Origin of the sequence: Pseudovibrio sp. Tun.PSC04-5.I4, from assembly GCF_900104145.1 — a bacterium.
Taxonomy (GTDB): Bacteria; Pseudomonadota; Alphaproteobacteria; order Rhizobiales; family Stappiaceae; genus Pseudovibrio.
Map to the genome: position 1 here is coordinate 240,454 of NZ_FNLB01000008.1, position 15,871 is coordinate 256,324.

Annotated in this window: 14 protein-coding genes; all 14 read left to right on the plus strand. The window is 49.3% G+C overall.

All coding sequences use genetic code 11. The features are described 5' to 3' along the window. The first annotated feature begins 32 nt into the window (after nt 1-32). The 14 genes from BLS62_RS28660 to BLS62_RS28725 all read left to right on the plus strand — a co-directional run bounded on the left by BLS62_RS28660 (nt 33) and on the right by BLS62_RS28725 (nt 15,837). The gene (locus BLS62_RS28660; RefSeq protein WP_093190470.1) at nt 33-572 is read left to right on the plus strand and encodes a TRAP transporter small permease subunit; all 540 of its coding nucleotides are present in this window, start codon (nt 33-35) and stop codon (nt 570-572) included. Next, nucleotides 569-1,897, plus strand: a complete 1,329-nt coding sequence (locus BLS62_RS28665; RefSeq protein WP_093190472.1) for a TRAP transporter large permease — start codon at nt 569-571, stop codon at nt 1,895-1,897. Before BLS62_RS28660 ends, BLS62_RS28665 begins: the two co-directional genes overlap by 4 nt. Nucleotides 1,898-2,279: 382 nt before the next feature. After that, nucleotides 2,280-3,311, plus strand: a complete 1,032-nt coding sequence (locus BLS62_RS28670; protein WP_093190475.1) for a sugar ABC transporter substrate-binding protein — start codon at nt 2,280-2,282, stop codon at nt 3,309-3,311. Between the two features lie 140 nt (nt 3,312-3,451). Beyond that, complete coding sequence (locus BLS62_RS28675) at nt 3,452-4,444, plus strand: ABC transporter permease (protein ID WP_280141893.1); 993 nt, start codon at nt 3,452-3,454, stop codon at nt 4,442-4,444. A gap of 2 nt (nt 4,445-4,446) precedes the next feature. Further along, the gene (locus BLS62_RS28680; protein ID WP_093190480.1) at nt 4,447-5,940 is read left to right on the plus strand and encodes a sugar ABC transporter ATP-binding protein; all 1,494 of its coding nucleotides are present in this window, start codon (nt 4,447-4,449) and stop codon (nt 5,938-5,940) included. Further along, nucleotides 5,937-6,941 (plus strand): ABC transporter permease, encoded by a 1,005-nt coding sequence (locus BLS62_RS28685; protein WP_093190483.1) that lies wholly within the window; start codon nt 5,937-5,939, stop codon nt 6,939-6,941. The genes BLS62_RS28680 and BLS62_RS28685 overlap by 4 nt, the downstream gene beginning before the upstream one ends. A gap of 95 nt (nt 6,942-7,036) precedes the next feature. Beyond that, the gene (locus tag BLS62_RS28690; protein ID WP_093190486.1) at nt 7,037-7,630 is read left to right on the plus strand and encodes a cupin domain-containing protein; all 594 of its coding nucleotides are present in this window, start codon (nt 7,037-7,039) and stop codon (nt 7,628-7,630) included. A 317-nt stretch (nt 7,631-7,947) separates the two neighbouring features. Continuing rightward, complete coding sequence (locus BLS62_RS28695; protein ID WP_159436602.1) at nt 7,948-8,919, plus strand: sugar-binding transcriptional regulator; 972 nt, start codon at nt 7,948-7,950, stop codon at nt 8,917-8,919. A gap of 501 nt (nt 8,920-9,420) precedes the next feature. Beyond that, nucleotides 9,421-9,738 carry a hypothetical protein gene (locus tag BLS62_RS28700; protein WP_093190495.1) on the plus strand — a complete coding sequence of 106 codons (318 nt, stop codon included), beginning with the start codon at nt 9,421-9,423 and terminating at the stop codon, nt 9,736-9,738. Between the two features lie 67 nt (nt 9,739-9,805). Next, entirely contained in the window at nt 9,806-10,798 is a 993-nt protein-coding gene (locus tag BLS62_RS28705; RefSeq protein WP_093191726.1) for a dihydroxyacetone kinase subunit DhaK, read from the plus strand. Between the two features lie 159 nt (nt 10,799-10,957). Beyond that, the gene (dhaL, locus tag BLS62_RS28710; RefSeq protein WP_143521632.1) at nt 10,958-11,587 is read left to right on the plus strand and encodes a dihydroxyacetone kinase subunit DhaL; all 630 of its coding nucleotides are present in this window, start codon (nt 10,958-10,960) and stop codon (nt 11,585-11,587) included. Nucleotides 11,588-11,667: 80 nt separating this feature from the next. Beyond that, a complete protein-coding gene (gene lsrF / locus BLS62_RS28715) occupies nt 11,668-12,543 on the plus strand; it encodes a 3-hydroxy-5-phosphonooxypentane-2,4-dione thiolase (protein WP_093190504.1) in 876 nt (291 codons plus the stop codon). 880 nt (nt 12,544-13,423) lie between these two features. Continuing rightward, nucleotides 13,424-14,569: a helix-turn-helix transcriptional regulator gene (locus BLS62_RS28720; protein WP_093190509.1), complete on the plus strand. Its 1,146-nt coding sequence runs from the start codon at nt 13,424-13,426 to the stop codon at nt 14,567-14,569. Between the two features lie 479 nt (nt 14,570-15,048). Continuing rightward, complete coding sequence (locus tag BLS62_RS28725; RefSeq protein WP_093191729.1) at nt 15,049-15,837, plus strand: pentapeptide repeat-containing protein; 789 nt, start codon at nt 15,049-15,051, stop codon at nt 15,835-15,837. Nucleotides 15,838-15,871 lie beyond the last annotated feature (34 nt).

The following is a 15,871-nucleotide window of genomic DNA, read 5'->3' on the forward strand; positions in this document are numbered from 1 at the left end:
CGGTTCGGGACCTACCCTGGGAGGTAAAGTTAATGTCAGATCAAAAGAATGAAGACGGTGGTTATAACGCCATACCGGAATCTGGTCTGTTGGGGCGCATTATCGCTTTGTTTGGCAACATATTCGCAGTTGCCATCATCTTATCAGCAGCAATTCTGATCACAGAAGTTGCGATGCGTTATCTGCTTAACTCACCCACCACATGGGCTCATGAAACAGTTATTTTTCTAACTGCAACGACTTTCCTGTTTGGTGGCCTTTATTGCGCGTCAACCAATCGGCACATCCGTGTTGTGTTGATTTATGATGCTCTTTCACCAAAAATGCGTCGCATATTCAACATTGTCATTTCTGTAGCCTGTGCCCTTGCGAGTGCATTGTTCTCCTGGGCTGGATGGCTCGTTGTTAAACGCGCGATCTGGACACCTGCTGGTGTCTTTCGTCTGGAAACATCAGGCTCAGCGTGGAACCCGCCAACTCCGGGTCTTCTGAAGCTCTTCCTGCTCGGCATCCTTATCCTCATGTGCCTGCAATTCCTTATTCTGGCCGTCAACTACGCAAGAAAAAAATGACCGATTTACTCGTCCTGATCCCGGATTTCAAAGCTCTGGGCATTGAACTGGCAACAGTTCTGATGTTCGGCTCATTGCTTCTGCTGTTGTTGACGGGGATGCCTCTGGCATTCGTCACTCTGCTGGTTGCACTCATCTTCGCTTTGGGTTGGTTTGGCCCCGGCGCAGTGCCGCTGATTGTCAGTCGCATCTTCAGCTTTGTGAATTCCTTTGTTTTCGTCTCGGTTCCCATGTTCGTGCTCATGGCAGCGATTTTAGATCGCTCTGGCATTGCACGGGATCTGTTTGATGCCATGCGCCTTGTCGGTGGACGGTTGCGCGGCGGCATCGCCATCCAAACGCTCTTGGTGGCTGTGGTTCTGGCAGCTATGTCCGGCATCATCGGCGGTGAGGTTGTTCTGCTTGGCGTAATCGCACTGCCGCAAATGTTGCGCCTTGGATATGACCGCAAGCTGGCAATCGGCGTGTGCTGTGCTGGTGGTGCGCTTGGGACGATGATCCCACCCTCCATCGTGCTGATCATTTATGGCCTGACTGCCAGTGTTTCCATTGGCGATCTGTTTACAGCTGCCTTCTTCCCCGGTCTGATGCTGGCAGGCATGTACGCCGCCTACATTCTGATCCGCGCCTACTCCAACCCTGACGTCGCTCCAATTCCAGAAGTTGGGGAAATTGCGCTCTCCGAGAAGCTGCGCCTTCTCAAGGGCTTGTTCCTGCCAATTCTGGTTGTGATGTTCGTCCTTGGCTCCATTTACGGCGGCATCGCCAGTGTTACCGAGGCTTCTGCCATTGGTGTGCTTGGTGTAACCATCTCCACCATCATTCGCCGCGAGTTCACGCCCAAACTGATCATGGGGGCTGCACGCCAGACCCTTGCGACTGTGGGCATGATTGTCTGGATCGGCGTTGGTGCATCCGCATTGGTTGGTGTGTTTAACCTGATGGGCGGTATCCGCTTCGTTCAGGCCCTCATCACCGGTGTCTCTGACGAACCAATCGTTGTGATCCTGTTCATGATGCTGATCCTGTTCGTGCTCGGCATGTTCCTTGACTGGGTAGGTATCGCACTTCTCACCATGCCGATCTTCGTGCCGATCGTGTCCCAGCTCGGTTACGACCCAATCTGGTTCGGTGTTGTGTTTGCTATGAACATGCAAGTGAGCTTCCTGTCGCCTCCGTTTGGACCCGCGGCCTTCTATCTCAAAAGCGTGGCCCCACCTGACATAAGTCTAGGGGAGATTTTCATGGCGCTGCTTCCGTTTATCATGATCCAGATCGTGGCGGTTGCTCTGCTGATTATCTTCCCCGGCATTGCGGTCGGTTAACAACAATAACAACGCTGAGAAAAAGAGCCCGCGCCACCCCGCGGGCTCTTTTGTTTTTGTGGCTTCAAACCAAAAAAATATATTCGCTCCCCCTCCAACAACACTTTCTCCCCGTAACATCAGCTTGTTTTTAAAGTTAAATTTGGCCGTCAGAAGAATCTGACAAATGTCATGCCATTTATCTGACATATGTGTTGACATATGCCAGATGTTGAGTGACTATCAATACACGGTCCACCAATGGATCAGGCTACACAAAATGGCTCGCTTGAGAATTCTGCAGGAACACCTGTAGCTCACGTGTCAGCGGGAAGCTTCCGGCGCTACGAGACCTCGAGCATCAGGGGACCCACGTCCTGGGAGGGAGTGTGGGGGAGGAAACATGAAAACATTTATCGTATCTATGGCCGCAGCACTTACTATTGTCGCATCACCAGTAAGCGCAGCGGACGGGCAAGTTGTTTTAGGGAAAATTCCCTTCACACTTGAGCATTCCTACCACCAGTCTATTGTAAAGATCTTCTCTGAATATGCGGAAGAGAAGTACGGTGCAAAAACAATTATCGTTGATGGGCAGGCAAGCAGTGAATCTGCTCTCAGTGCAGTAGAAAATCTTATCGCACAGAAAGTAGATGGCATTGCTCTACACTCACCAGACATTGGTATGACTGCAACGGCAGTTGCAGCTGCACAAAAAGCTGGTATTCCAATTGTCACCACTCTGATTTACCCAAAAACAAAATCCGCACCACATATCCAACCAAAAGAGGAAGTTTCCTCGTTCCGGATGGGTGAAGTTGCAGCTGAACAATGGCTTAAGGCTTTCCCAAGCAAGTTGCCAAAAGTTGCCATCCTGAATTTTGGCGGATTTGAGCAAATTGCAGTGCTCAGAACTGAACCATTCTTCAAAGGCGTTCAGTCCGTAGCACCGGAAGCAGAGCTTGTTGCGATGCAAAATGGCTTCGGTTCCACGATCAAGTCCATGGAAGTGACGCTGGATATTCTGCAGGCAAATCCTGAAGTTAACATCATTTTCGGTGCGAATGATGACATGGCTCTGGGTGCTCTTGCTGCAACCGAACAGCTTGGACGCGGACGCATGGACGATGGCAAGCCATTGACCGAAATCATTGCAGGCGTGGATGCCGGCGAAAATGCAATGGTTAAGATCTTTAATCCAAAAAGCTCCTTCAAACTAAGCCATGGTCAGGTTCGTGACAACGGCCTAGCCGAAGTAGACACCCTTATGGGAATGATTGAAGGCAAAATCGCTAAAGACGAATGGGCAAAAATCGATACAGACAGCCCAGAGTTCGACTACTGGAACTCCACCGTTGAAGACGCTCAGACCTTCCTCGAAGAAAACTTTAGCTTTGAAAAAGACCTAAAAGCTATGGTCGCCAAGCAACGTTGAGCTTTGTTACTTTAACAAATGCAACAATCTGCACTGTCCGGGGGAGGGAACCTCCTCTCGGGCAAGTAACCAATCCCCGCGTTGCTTAGCATCCGTCTTCAACGCACATGCCAAACTGCAAAAATGAGAGCCTCTCACTCATGCGAAGAGGCCTGGAGGTAAAGGTGGGCAGGATTCAGCAGTTACTGCGAATAGAAACCCAGAAACTCGTCTTAATAGGCACGCTCCTGGTGATTGTGGTGGGGTTGTCATTCGCCTCTCCAAACTTTCTTTCCGTAACCAATTTCACAAACGTTTTTCTCAAAGTCGCAGTGATTGTCATAATTGCGTCGGCGGCTAACCTACTGATGATTACGGGACACTTCGACCTTTCTGTGGGCAGTGTTCTGGCATTCTCAGGTATTCTGCATGCTTATTTATCAAAGCATGGTGTGCCGATTGAGCTTTCCGTCCTGCTGACCTGTGTGGTCGCAATGGGCTGGGGCGGCATCAATGCTGTAACGGTGGCGGTGCTGGGCATCAATCCGGTCATCGCGACAGTGGGCGTTATGTTTATCGCTCGCGGGTTTGCCTTTCTCCTGGCACGTTGGGACGGTGGTGCAAACATCATGACCGGCCTGCCGATGGAGTTTGTGGACTTAGGCCGCGAACTGATTTTCGGAATGATCCCGCTTGCAATTGTCATGATGGTGGTCACCTTCCTGCTGTTTGTTTTCATTGAAAAACGCACCGCTTTGGGCCGCCTGAGTTATGCGGTTGGCACCAACTTCAAGGCAGCAAAACTGTCAGGCATCAACGCCGTTGGCATCATCGCGTTTCTTTATGTGGTGGTCGCGCTGTTTGCAGGTCTCAGCGGCATCTTACAGACATCCCGCGTGGGCCTTGCCGCGCCAAACGTGGCGAAGGGTTTGGAATTCGACATTATCGTAGCAATTATTCTGGGTGGCACCAGCATGATGGGCGGTGTGGGGACAACCTTCGGCATGTTGCTGGGTGCACTGGTCGTCGGCTTCTTTGGAAATGGCCTGAATCTGCTTGGAATTCCATTCTACTACCAGAGCATTGCCTATGGCGTCATTCTGATCGGCTCTTTGATGCTCAACCATCGTTTCTCTGTTGCGAGTAGGGCGTAGTCATGGATAACACCAATATTTTGGAAATCCGCAATGTAGGCAAGACCTTTCCGGGAGTAACGGCTCTCAAGGGCGTAAGCTTCGACATTAAAAGGAATTCCGTCCATTGCATCGTCGGGGAGAACGGTGCGGGGAAATCCACCTTCATCAAAATTCTGACCGGCGTCCTTGCCAAAAGTTCCGGCGAGATCACATTGGATGGCAAACCTTTTGCCCCGACCCGTGTGAAGGAAGCGATGGAAGCTGGTATCAGCGTTCTCTATCAGGAACTCAACGTGGTTGATGAGTTGACCATTGCCGGCAACCTGACACTTGGTCAGGAAGAGCACAGCTTTGGTTTTCCGAAAAGGAACCGGATGCTCGACAAGGCTCGGGATATCCTTGCCACGTTTGACAGCAAAATTTCACTGGATGCACTGGTTGGCAGTTTGAGCGTCGCTCAAAAGCAGGTCGTCGAGATCACCAAGGCGCTATGTGCGGACTGTGCCGTCCTGGTGATGGATGAACCAACTGCAGCCCTAAGCCTTGGTGAAACCAGAAAACTCTTTGAAACGGTTGCCCGCCTAAAAGCCAATGGCGTGACCATGGTCTTCATCTCGCATAAGTTGAGTGAGATATTCGAGATCGGGGATTATGTCAGCGTATTCCGCGATGGCAGAATGGTCGAGAGCCGCTCATTGAAGGGAATGGACCGCACGGACCTTGTGCGCCTGATGCTGGGGAAGGTCGTTGTAAACGATTATGTGCCAAGCAAATCAACGCGTGATGTGAAAATCCTTGAAGTCAAAGGCGCTTGTACCCACAAGCTGAAGAATGTGAGCTTTGACCTCCACAAGGGTGAAATCCTCGGGTTTTACGGTCTTGTAGGCGCTGGCAAAACGGAAGTCTCCGAGATCCTTTATGGACATGACTGCGAAGGTGAAATTCGCGTCAAAGGAAAACTTACCCACCTGAACAGCGTAAGCAAAGCGCTGAAAGCCGGGCTGGCTCTTGTACCAGAAGAACGGCGCGAGGAGGGTATTTTCGCCCTGTTGGGAATTCGTCAGAACATTCCGCTGATGAAAATGAAAACGGTTCTCAAACACGGGCTGATTCAGCGATCCTCAGAGAATAAGCTGGCCGATTTCTACATGAAGGCGATGTCTATCGCGGCCAGTAACCGGGAGCACCATGTGGGGCTGCTCAGCGGTGGCAACCAGCAAAAGGTTGTTATTGCCAAATGCCTGAACCGGGATAGCGAAATCGTCTTGATGGATGAACCTAGCCGCGGCGTTGATATCGGTGCCAAGCAGGAAATTCACGACATCATCCGCGAGCTCGCCAACGAGGGAAAGAGCATTGTGGTTTTCACCTCGGAACTGCAAGAAGTTTTACAGCTCTGTGACCGGATTGTCCTTATGTACGACGGCGAAATTCGGGAAGTAATAGATAACGGCGACACGATTGATACCGATTACATCATGGAAGTTGTCGCAGGAAAGGGTGCTAAGCAATGACCCTGCAAGATAAGCTCACCTCTTTTGCGAGATCCCAGGTCTTTGTTCTCCTGCTGGTCTTCATCGCACTGAACGCCTACTTCGGTTACAAATCAGAATACTTCCTCAATGTTGAAAATTATTTCAACATGTTGAAGCAGTCATCTGCCCTGTTGATTGCAGCATCCGCAGCAACACTCCTTATGATGACGGCAAATTTCGATCTGTCTGCCGGTGCAAACCTAGCCTTCAGCGGCGTGTTGTATGCCATGCTCGCGGCGGCGGGTGTTCCGCTCTCTCTTGCCGTTTTGCTAACATTGCTTGCCGGTGCGTGTTTTGGGATCATCAACGGTGTCCTCGTCACCAAATGGGACATTCCGCCATTTATTGCCACACTAGGCATGATGTTTATCGGCGCTGGTCTGGCACTGGTTGTGTGTGGAGGTCAGTCTGTTCGCAGCGGCCTGCCTGACAATTTCAGCGACCTTATGAACGGCCGTTTCCTTGGCATTCCAACGCCAATTCTGATGGCCATTGTCGGCTGCACCTTCTTCTGGGTGTTGGCAAACAAGACATTGCTTGGCAAATACGCCATGGCCATTGGCAGCAATAAGAACGCAGCAGTGCTGTCTGGTATCAACGTCAACTTCATCACCATGTCACTGTTTGTGGTCGTGGCCCTGCTTGCCTCCCTCGCAGGAATTATGACGGCCTCCCGCCTTGGGACAGGAGATCCGCGTGTCTATGAGATTTTCTACATGGACATCATCGTTGCTATGATGCTGGGCGGGACACCTTTGACAGGCGGCAAGGGCTCGGTGTTGGGCACTTTAATTGCCGCAATGATCATTGTTGTGATTGGCAATGGCCTGAGCATGCTGAACGTCCTGATCTTCTGGCAGACCATTATCAAAGGTGTGGTTCTGATTGCTGCGATGATCCTGAACGAACGCGCCAAATCCGGCAGTCTTGCAGGCCTCGCTTCGCTTTTCCGACAAACGCTGACCCTGAAGTCCAGCTGAAATTCTCAGCAGGTCGCTGCACCAAGCCGTAGCGACCTTGCAAAGCCACTCCAAAATTCATTGAACACAACACAAGATCCTTAGAGGAAAACACCATGACAAACAAACTCAAGGTCTACCCAAACGAGCACTTCTACGCCGATGACGGTAAGTTCAAAATGGAAGTTGCGCGTGAAACCTATCTGGAAATGATGCGGTTTTATAACTACCCCATCCCAAAGCGGTTTGAGACGGACGATTTCTGGGTCAAAGATTTCAATATCGGCAATTTTTCCGAATCCGGCATGGCTGGTATCTTCTGGATGACAGATGCGGATTACAACATCAGCGGGCATGAGATCTTCTTGCTGCCCAATCAGGCTATTCCAGAGCATTACCATGTAGCAACCGATGATACCGGCGAGAAGTTGGAAGCCTGGCATGTGCGCCATGGGAAGATCTTTACCTATGCACAGGGTGAAGCCACAGAAGGTGTGAACGCTGACATTCCTTCTTCCCACAAAGATTGCACAACTGCCTTGCATCGCGAAGAAGTCACAGAAGGGAATGTGGCCAGACTTTCTGCTCCGGGGGAGCGACATTGGATGCGGGCAGGGCCAGAAGGCGCGATCGTCACAGAGTATGCGTCACACCATGATCACGAGGGCCTTCGTTTTAGCCACCCGAATGGAAAATTCTTTCTTGCTTGACCTAGCGTAAGCTTCAGTGCCTCAGTACCGTCACCACGGATCTGAGGCACTGAAAATAGATAGCTAAGACATACAGTCGGATTTGGTGGAAAAAACGAGAACACTTCAGTTTTTACTTGCAACTCCTCTATGGCATTGTAGGAGTTTTCCTTGGCTTTTTACCTTGCTATGTTTCAGATGTTTACGTTAGATAAGCCTGATTGACCGCACACGTAATCTATTGACCAGAAAATTTTAGAGTGAAGCTGGGCAATCGAAGTTGGTGGCCAATTCACGCGCAACAAATTCCAGCTGCAGAGAAATCTAGAAGAATGACAGTGACAGAGACGACCCCTTTGAGGATTAACCGCGAGACTCTGCGGATGGTCGAGATCTGTCGGATGTACTACGAGAAGGAACTGACACAGGCCGAAATTGCTCTGTCTGTGGGCATCTCCCGTCCGGCTGTAAGCAAAATCCTCTCTGATGCCCGCAAACAAGGCATTGTGCGCATTGAAGTTGTCTCCCCCATGGGCAGCGATGAAGATCTCATGGCTGAGTTTTGCAAGTACTTTAACGTACAAGCAGGCATCATCATTCCCACGAGTGCAAAAGAAGAGAAACTTGTTCAGAGACTGCTGGTGTCTCAGGCTGCGGGCTATATCGACAATCTTCTGCCAGAGATGAAAAATGTAGGCCTTGGTTGGGGCGAAACAATTGGCGAGCTTACCGAAAAACTCCAGGCAAGCATAACGCAAGCAAGCCCAGACCATAAGGTGTGCCCGGTAATCGGCAGCGCACCATTTCCAATCAAATCGATGCAAGCAAATGAGTTAGCCCGGCTTTTCTCCGAGAAAATCGGGTTTACACCTCAATATTTACACGCCCCGGCATTTCCCAATGCGCGCGCTGATAAAGAATTGTTTGAGGATACCTTCGAGTTTCAAACCATCTACAAGCTTTGGTCAGAGTTGGATACGGTCATCCTCAGCGTCGACACGTATCCGGTTGTACCCGATCAAGCAACTGCAGTGAGATTTGGCGATAAGTTGAAGACTGGAAAGGCCGTTGGCGTAATAGACACCTATTTCTTCGACAAGAACGGTAACTTTATTGAAAGTGAAGACGATCTTGTTGTGCGCATCCCTCGGGACTTAATCCGGAATACAGAACGTGTCATTGCGATTGTCGGCGGCACAGAAAAAGCCGAGGCATTACGCGGCGCCTTGATGACAGGATTGATCACCGACCTGATCGTAGATGAGCTCACCGCACGGGCTACACTTAAGTTCCACGAAGATAATCTTTGATCCAATACTATTAGATTCAACTGCTCTGTAAGCTCTGCCCGGATTACATTTTGGCAGAGCATTATTATATAGAGCATCCAAACGAACCTTACCTTCATTCAAGTTTGCTTGGTGACTTGCTCCGAAGCAAACGGGTGGCAAAATTCGACCTCCTCTCATCTTTTCAGCAGATATTCTGGCCTTACAATTCCCCAATAATTTTTAACGCAAATTTCCCGTCTTGTTTCGGCGTTAAAACAAGGAACACTATGTTATTCCTTGAATGAAATAGTGTTCTCAGTTCCCAATTTAAACCTACTTTTCAAGATGTTAATTCAACAATAACATATGTCCAGTCAAATGATAATTTCATATTGACTATTGTCTGAACAATTGTTACCGTTTGCTTATGGGTAGCGAATAACCCAATTAAACAGCGCTGGAACGTCAATTGGCTGGGAGCTTCAACAAGACCATAACCGGTATTTTGAAGAGGCCGTGAACGTTTCAGAAGGAGGACAAATGAGAAAAGAGTTTCATCACATTGGCATTCCGACATCCGTGAAACGTCCCAATGAAAACTACATGGCTGACGCAAAGTTGTATGTCACTGACCCTGCGACCAGTGAAGCCCACATCGAATGGTTACGCTTTGAAGAAGGCAGTCCGATGCCTGAACTCCTCAAAACGGAAGCTCACATCGCCTACAAAGTTGACAATGTTGAAGAGGCTATGGCCGGTAAGGAACGCCTGCTTGAGCCTTTTGATTCAGCGCCTGGCGTTCGTGTAGGCTTCATAATTGAAGACGGTCAGCCGGTCGAGTTCTTGTCGATTTCCTAAGTCTGAGCCCCTGAAAATTCAAAATCTTATCGTTCGAATGTCCCTTGGGACAAGGAAGGAAGATGACATGGCGATGAAAAAATTCATCAACGACCCTGAAACTTTGACCGCTGAAATGTTGGAGGGAATGATTTGCGCTTTCCCCGACAAAATCAAGCTCGTTTCGGGTAAATTGCTCTGCCGTAAGACGGAAAAAAGCTCAGACAAAGTTGCTGTTTTAACGCTTGGTGGCTCAGGTCACGAACCGGCTCTGCAGGGTTGGGTTGGCGAAGGCATGCTTGATATCTCCGTAGTCGGTGATGTTTTCGCGGCTCCGGGACCTCCAACCGTCGTTGAAGCGATGCGCGCTCTGAAACGAGATGCTGGCATACTCCTCGTTACTCTCAACCATGCTGGCGACGTAATGAGCGCTGAAATGGCAAAGCAGATTGCCGCAGCTGAAGGCATCCTTGTGAAGGAGGTTCTCACCAACGAAGAGATCCGCCCAACTGAGGATGAAGAAGGACGCGGACTTGGTGGTTGCTTTATCGTTTACAAAATGGCGGGTGCTGCAGCTGAACAGGGCAAAAACCTTGATGAAGTCTATCGCATTGCCAGCAAGGTGAATGAAAACACAGCAACCATTGCCGTGCTATCTGAAATCGCAACACATCCATCAACCGGTGGTGACTGCGGCGAGATTGGTGCAGACGAAATGGAAATCTGCGCTGGTCAGCACGGTGAAGGCGGCGGCATACGCATGCCTATGAAATCCGCAAAGGATACAGCTGATCTGCTTGCTGAAAGAATTGTCAAAAAGCTGAAGCTTAAGTCCGGTGATGAAGTTCTCTTGGTCATTAACGGGTCAGGCAAGTCCACTCTGATGGAATTGCTGATCACTTTCAAAGACGCAACGAAGTACTTTGAAGCGGCTGGAATTAAAGTGGTTCAGGGTGAAGCAGGTGAATACCTGACAGTTCAGGAAGCAGCTGGTTATCAGATGATCGCCTGCAAGCTTGATGATGAACTGAAGCAACTTTGGACCGAACCTTGCGACACGCCCTACTACCGGGTTCGCTAAGTATTTACAGCAAAAAGACAAGTTCCGACTGCCGGTCACGGGCCAGACCGAGGCATACCTCCCTCAATTTGGCAGTGTGGTGATACGGAACACGTGAAAGACTCCACGGCACAGGAATGCGCCGTGGACGGCTTTACACCGAAGAAAGGTAAAGTGGCCATGTCAAAAAAATTAACAAAGGCCCAATTCATAGAAATGCTGAAAGCAGCAGCAGCTATCATTGAAGAGCGCCATCCAATGCTTTCCAAACTGGATGAAGCAACTGGTGATGGCGATCACGGTGTCACGATCCTCAGAACAATGAGAGCTGTTACACATGCCATTAGTGAAAACAGCGAGAAGCCCTTAAGTGAGCTCATCAAGAGCATCGCGATGAAAATCATGATGTGCGATGGCGGGTCCACCAGCCCTCTGCTGGGCTCTTACTTCCTTGGTCTGGCAACCAAAGCACCTGATGATGAGCTTACTTCTGAGCAAACCGCGAACATGTTCGAAGCAGGGCTCGTCGGCTTTAAGGCCACCAGCAAAGCTGAGCCTGGCAATAAAACCATGATGGACGCCTTTGCTCCGGCAACTGAGGCTCTTGTGGGTGAACTTCGCAAATCCGGTGAAATTGAAACGGCCTTTAGTTTGGCTGCGGAGAAAGCTGCCGAAGGCGCTGAAAAAACGAAGGCATACGTCGCCAAGTTTGGCCGAGCCCGACTGATGGGAGAACGTTCCATAGGTCATCTAGACCCGGGAGCTACGAGCATCAGCTTCCTGTTTGAAGGATTTGCCACAGCGCTCTGACGCGGGTGAGCTACGCACCATAAAACCTGAGAATTTCACTCAGGCCAAACAGCCGAAAATTATTAGCAAGGAACACAGTCATGGCGGATCTCGATGATATCAGAGAAGGCAAAGACTTCGGGCTGGACAAACCGTTAGAAACAAGCGGATTTTACCTGAAAGGCTGCGACCATCTGGATTGGGGCATCAAAGACAGATTGAGCCGCATTTTCCGGCCAGACACCGGTCGTACGGTAATGCTGGCCTTTGATCACGGCTTCATAATGGGGCCAACATCGGGCCTGGAACGTATCGACCTGAACATCGTGCCCATTGCCAAATACGCAGACTGTTTGATGGCTGCACGCGGCATAATCCGATCAAGTATTCCGCCACTTCTGCAAAAACCCATATGCCTCCGTTCCGACGCTGGCTCGTCCATTCTCACAGAGCTTAATCACAACGTCGTTCTGGATGTGACCGATGCGGCTCGCCTCAACGCTTCTGCTCTGGCGATAATGGTGGCCATTGGCGACAGCGCGACGGAAGCCAAGACAGTTGCAAATTTATATAAGGCAGTCGATGAAGGGCAAAAATTCGGTATTCCTGTCATGGGGGTAACAGCTGTGGGTAAAGACATGGCCCGCGACGCCAAGTACTTCTCCCTTGCATCCCGTATTTGCGCGGAAAATGGAGCCAACGTGGTAAAAACATACTACTGCGAAGGCTTTGAAAAGGTAACGGCTTCCTGCCCAGTCCCTATTGTAATCGCTGGTGGCAAAAAACTTCCCGAACTGGAAGCTTTAGAGCTGGCTTACCGGGCAATTGATCAAGGTGCTGCAGGTGTCGATATGGGCCGCAATGTCTTCCAATCAGAAGCTCCAGCAGCAATGATTCAGGCGGTCTCAGGTGTCGTTCATGATAACCTGAAGCCAGATCAAGCATTCGACTTATTCCAAACGCTGAAAGCAAGTTAAACGCTGAAAGCTAGTTCTGAGATTGACCTTACATTGGGGCGGACCCAGCTAAAGCAGGGCCCGTCCGCAAGCAACTTTTTCTACAAGCCAGCACCTCTGATATTTCCTGAATGCTACAGAGGAGGGGGCTCGCCCGAATATTTTTGTGGCATAAAATTAGGTTAATCACGCAGCACTAACCGGTCATCCTCGGTTAAAGGGACCAGCTTTCTACTGACTGAATTTGGGATACTGGGCGTGTACTCCATTGATATCAACGACCATCGGCAAACGCTCACCATCGGGTCGAACATGTGTCTATACTTCTAAAAAAATACGACTCTAGTGCCTGCTGCGTTTGATCGGGTTCTTATGCTGTTGCCTTGAAGAAGGTGTAGCACACCTCATCGGTAAAGAGATCGCAGATATGGCCTACCGCTTGCTACAGCTCATCGTATGTGCCTGCGGCAGCTCTACAGATCAACGCTCATGGAAACTCTGAATCGCATAGCTAGCAACAAGCTCTAGTGCAACACTTAGATAAGAGCTCCCACGCAGTCTGCTTGATAGGATTTCTAATTCCGAGAACTCTTTAAATCAAAATCGGTATGACTCGATAATGCTACTCACCCTTCAAAATATCGGATAATACAGGTTATGGAATAAGAATATTCAATCAAATGAAGTTTTCCATTTCGGGTTCTTTCAATTTTTTCACCGCTTCGGACGCACGTACTGTGGCTTATATGCCTCTGCGGAATGTGGAATCTTTATCAAATAGTCAAGTTACTTGATTTAACCCACTGAAATCTCATATATTTGAGATAACCCTTTATTAGCAAACAGAAGATACGCACGCGTTGTACGTCCCCTCTGCGAGCCAGATTGCAAAAGTGTTCGTATGACACCGCTATTGGACCAGAGCATTACAGATATCTTTCGGACCTTCATGAATGAAGAGCCATTGGAAAATGCCGTAAAACAACTTAAGGACAAATATTCTGAATTTCCGTTTGCTATCAACGTACAAAACCTATTGGACAATCAATACGACTTCCGCAGTGTGCTCAACGTCGATAAGTCGTTTCATGAAACGTTTGCACCAGTCGCAGAGTTAAACCCTCTGCCCGGCCTCTTAAAAAATGCGTCTCTGGATGAACCCTGTCGTCCGCATCGCCATGTTCATCAGGATGAGGTTCATCGCGATTATATGGGCCTGTTCATTGAACCCAACAGCAACATCGATCGCGCAATAACACTTTTGATCGACAGGCAGCAAGGGCTGTGTTCCTACGTTAATATTAGCCTACCTTCAACGGTCTCGGATGAAGACGAGGACCAGCTCTATGAGGAGGTCCGGTATCTACAGCCCTTTTTCCACAATGCATTCCATTTATCCTTGCAACGGCGGATGCGAGAAGCGGTCGCTCCAGCGAAAGGTTTAGGTAAATTCTGGTTGGAGCAAATGCCGTTCTCAGCGTTGGTGGTGGATGAGCAATGTCGCGTTCAGGTGCTCAATAAGCGCGCGGAGGATCTATTGTCTTCGCACACAAACCTGCAGGTCGGGCGCTACAAACGATTTTCCGCCAAAGGCAATGATGAAGCCGTAGCACTGGACAGCGCTATCAAACAAACCATCTCCACAGGTCTGCCACCAAGTCCGGTGGTAATCAGGAATGAGTTTGGTCCCAATACTCTGATTTTCATCAATCCCGTTGATAAGAAACACGATGCCCCGGACTACCTCGCTCGCTTTTTGGCCAGACCAAATTACTGTCTGTTGATGGTGTTTGATCCAACGGACTTTGTTGAGGTGCCCGATAAGATAATTGGCCATTTGCTCAACCTCACACCTAAAGAGACTGAGGTAGTGAAAGCGTTGACCAGTGGTTCTTCAACCCGTGAAGCAGCGGATCAATTGGGCATAACTTACAATACGGCCCGCAATCATATCGCCAATATATCCCGCCGGTTGGATGTAGGATCACAGACGGAGATTGTGCGATTGGTAATGACCACACTCTCTCGCTATCCTTGGAGGAAATAAGCCCTCCGTTTAGGGGAGTTGCCTTGGTTACGCTATAGTGTATGCCTCATCTTATGCATCATATATGCCGATGCTGAGTGAAAAATGGTATTTATGTATATGTTTCAATTAATTAGGTAGTATTTTCAAAATTTATGTATTTCTACGGTAAACTAGTGCAATTGCATCAAGTCGTCACGACAAAATCCCGCTAAATTCATATCTGCAAACGTGAGGTATTTGGGGCACATGTTTACGGAAGCAGTCTTGGCACAGAAGACGCGCTTCTTTCCAGAATTTTGTCCTTGCCGTTTGCAAATGGAAGGCCCTCTTGCTTGGGGAGTAGGGTTTTCCGATATATTTATAAGTCATTGCCTAACCGGCTAAGCCTTCCGTATTTCAAAAGGCGGCGCCGGCTTTTTTTTCTTAAAAGTACCACACCGGTTGAAGGGCTGCTTTGCGCATGGCAAAGTGGCCCTTCCTCTTTTTATGGTGCTCACATGCTTACCTCAGACACTTATAGCGTCCTCACCCAAGCGAAATTCGCAAATCTCATTGCCTCTGGTAAACCAATTGAAAATGCAATCCTGCTTGTTCAATCTCTTGAGACAGAGGATCTCACGGATCAACACTTCATCAATTGTAAAATTGAAGAAGGAAGCACGCTGGACTCTGTGGATCTGAGAGATACCCACTGGAAGGCCTGCCAGTTTCTCGACTGTTCGTTTAAAAACTGCGACCTGCGGCAGGCAACCTTTGAGAACTGCGATTTCTACCATCCAGAAACTCGTGCTGGCGCTAACTTCCGCTTCAGCGACCTATCCAATTGTGAATTTTCCAATTGCGATTTGCGACTTACGCACTTTCCAAATGCCGAGCTGTTTTGCGTTTCCTTTCAGAGTTGCAAGATGAGCGGGACCGGTTTTGAGAAATGTGACTTCGGTAAGGTGTTGAGCAAGCGCGCGCTCAAACCGCGCGCTTCGTTTTTGGACTGCCAGCTCACCTATGCGAACCTGTCAGATCTGGATTTGGAGGAATGCACCCTGACTGACTGCAACCTTTCAGGTGCCAATTTGGAAAACACTATCTTGCGCAGCGCAAACCTCAAAAATTCGAGCCTTAGCGACACTGAAACGGATCGTCTGGATCTCTCCTATGCAGACCTTAGAGGCGGGCAAGTTGGTGCGCTCCAATTGAGATCCCTAAAAGACTACCGGGGTCTCATTATATCTGCCAGCCAACAGCATCTGCTGCTGAACGGTTTAGGCATTAAAGTTGATCCGGATTAAGTGGCGTCTAACACTGTTCATTGCGTGGATGATG

Excerpts from the sequence above, each read along its gene's own strand:
- BLS62_RS28660 (WP_093190470.1), top strand. The coding sequence starts at position 33 with ATGTCAGATCAAAAGAATGAAGACGGTGGTTATAACGCCATACCGGAA.
- BLS62_RS28665 (WP_093190472.1), top strand. The coding sequence starts at position 569 with ATGACCGATTTACTCGTCCTGATCCCGGATTTCAAAGCTCTGGGCATT.
- BLS62_RS28670 (WP_093190475.1), top strand. The coding sequence starts at position 2,280 with ATGAAAACATTTATCGTATCTATGGCCGCAGCACTTACTATTGTCGCA.
- BLS62_RS28675 (WP_280141893.1), top strand. The coding sequence starts at position 3,452 with ATGCGAAGAGGCCTGGAGGTAAAGGTGGGCAGGATTCAGCAGTTACTG.
- BLS62_RS28680 (WP_093190480.1), top strand. The coding sequence starts at position 4,447 with ATGGATAACACCAATATTTTGGAAATCCGCAATGTAGGCAAGACCTTT.
- BLS62_RS28685 (WP_093190483.1), top strand. The coding sequence starts at position 5,937 with ATGACCCTGCAAGATAAGCTCACCTCTTTTGCGAGATCCCAGGTCTTT.
- BLS62_RS28690 (WP_093190486.1), top strand. The coding sequence starts at position 7,037 with ATGACAAACAAACTCAAGGTCTACCCAAACGAGCACTTCTACGCCGAT.
- BLS62_RS28700 (WP_093190495.1), top strand. The coding sequence starts at position 9,421 with ATGAGAAAAGAGTTTCATCACATTGGCATTCCGACATCCGTGAAACGT.
- BLS62_RS28705 (WP_093191726.1), top strand. The coding sequence starts at position 9,806 with ATGGCGATGAAAAAATTCATCAACGACCCTGAAACTTTGACCGCTGAA.
- dhaL (WP_143521632.1), top strand. The coding sequence starts at position 10,958 with ATGTCAAAAAAATTAACAAAGGCCCAATTCATAGAAATGCTGAAAGCA.
- lsrF (WP_093190504.1), top strand. The coding sequence starts at position 11,668 with ATGGCGGATCTCGATGATATCAGAGAAGGCAAAGACTTCGGGCTGGAC.
- BLS62_RS28720 (WP_093190509.1), top strand. The coding sequence starts at position 13,424 with ATGACACCGCTATTGGACCAGAGCATTACAGATATCTTTCGGACCTTC.
- BLS62_RS28725 (WP_093191729.1), top strand. The coding sequence starts at position 15,049 with ATGCTTACCTCAGACACTTATAGCGTCCTCACCCAAGCGAAATTCGCA.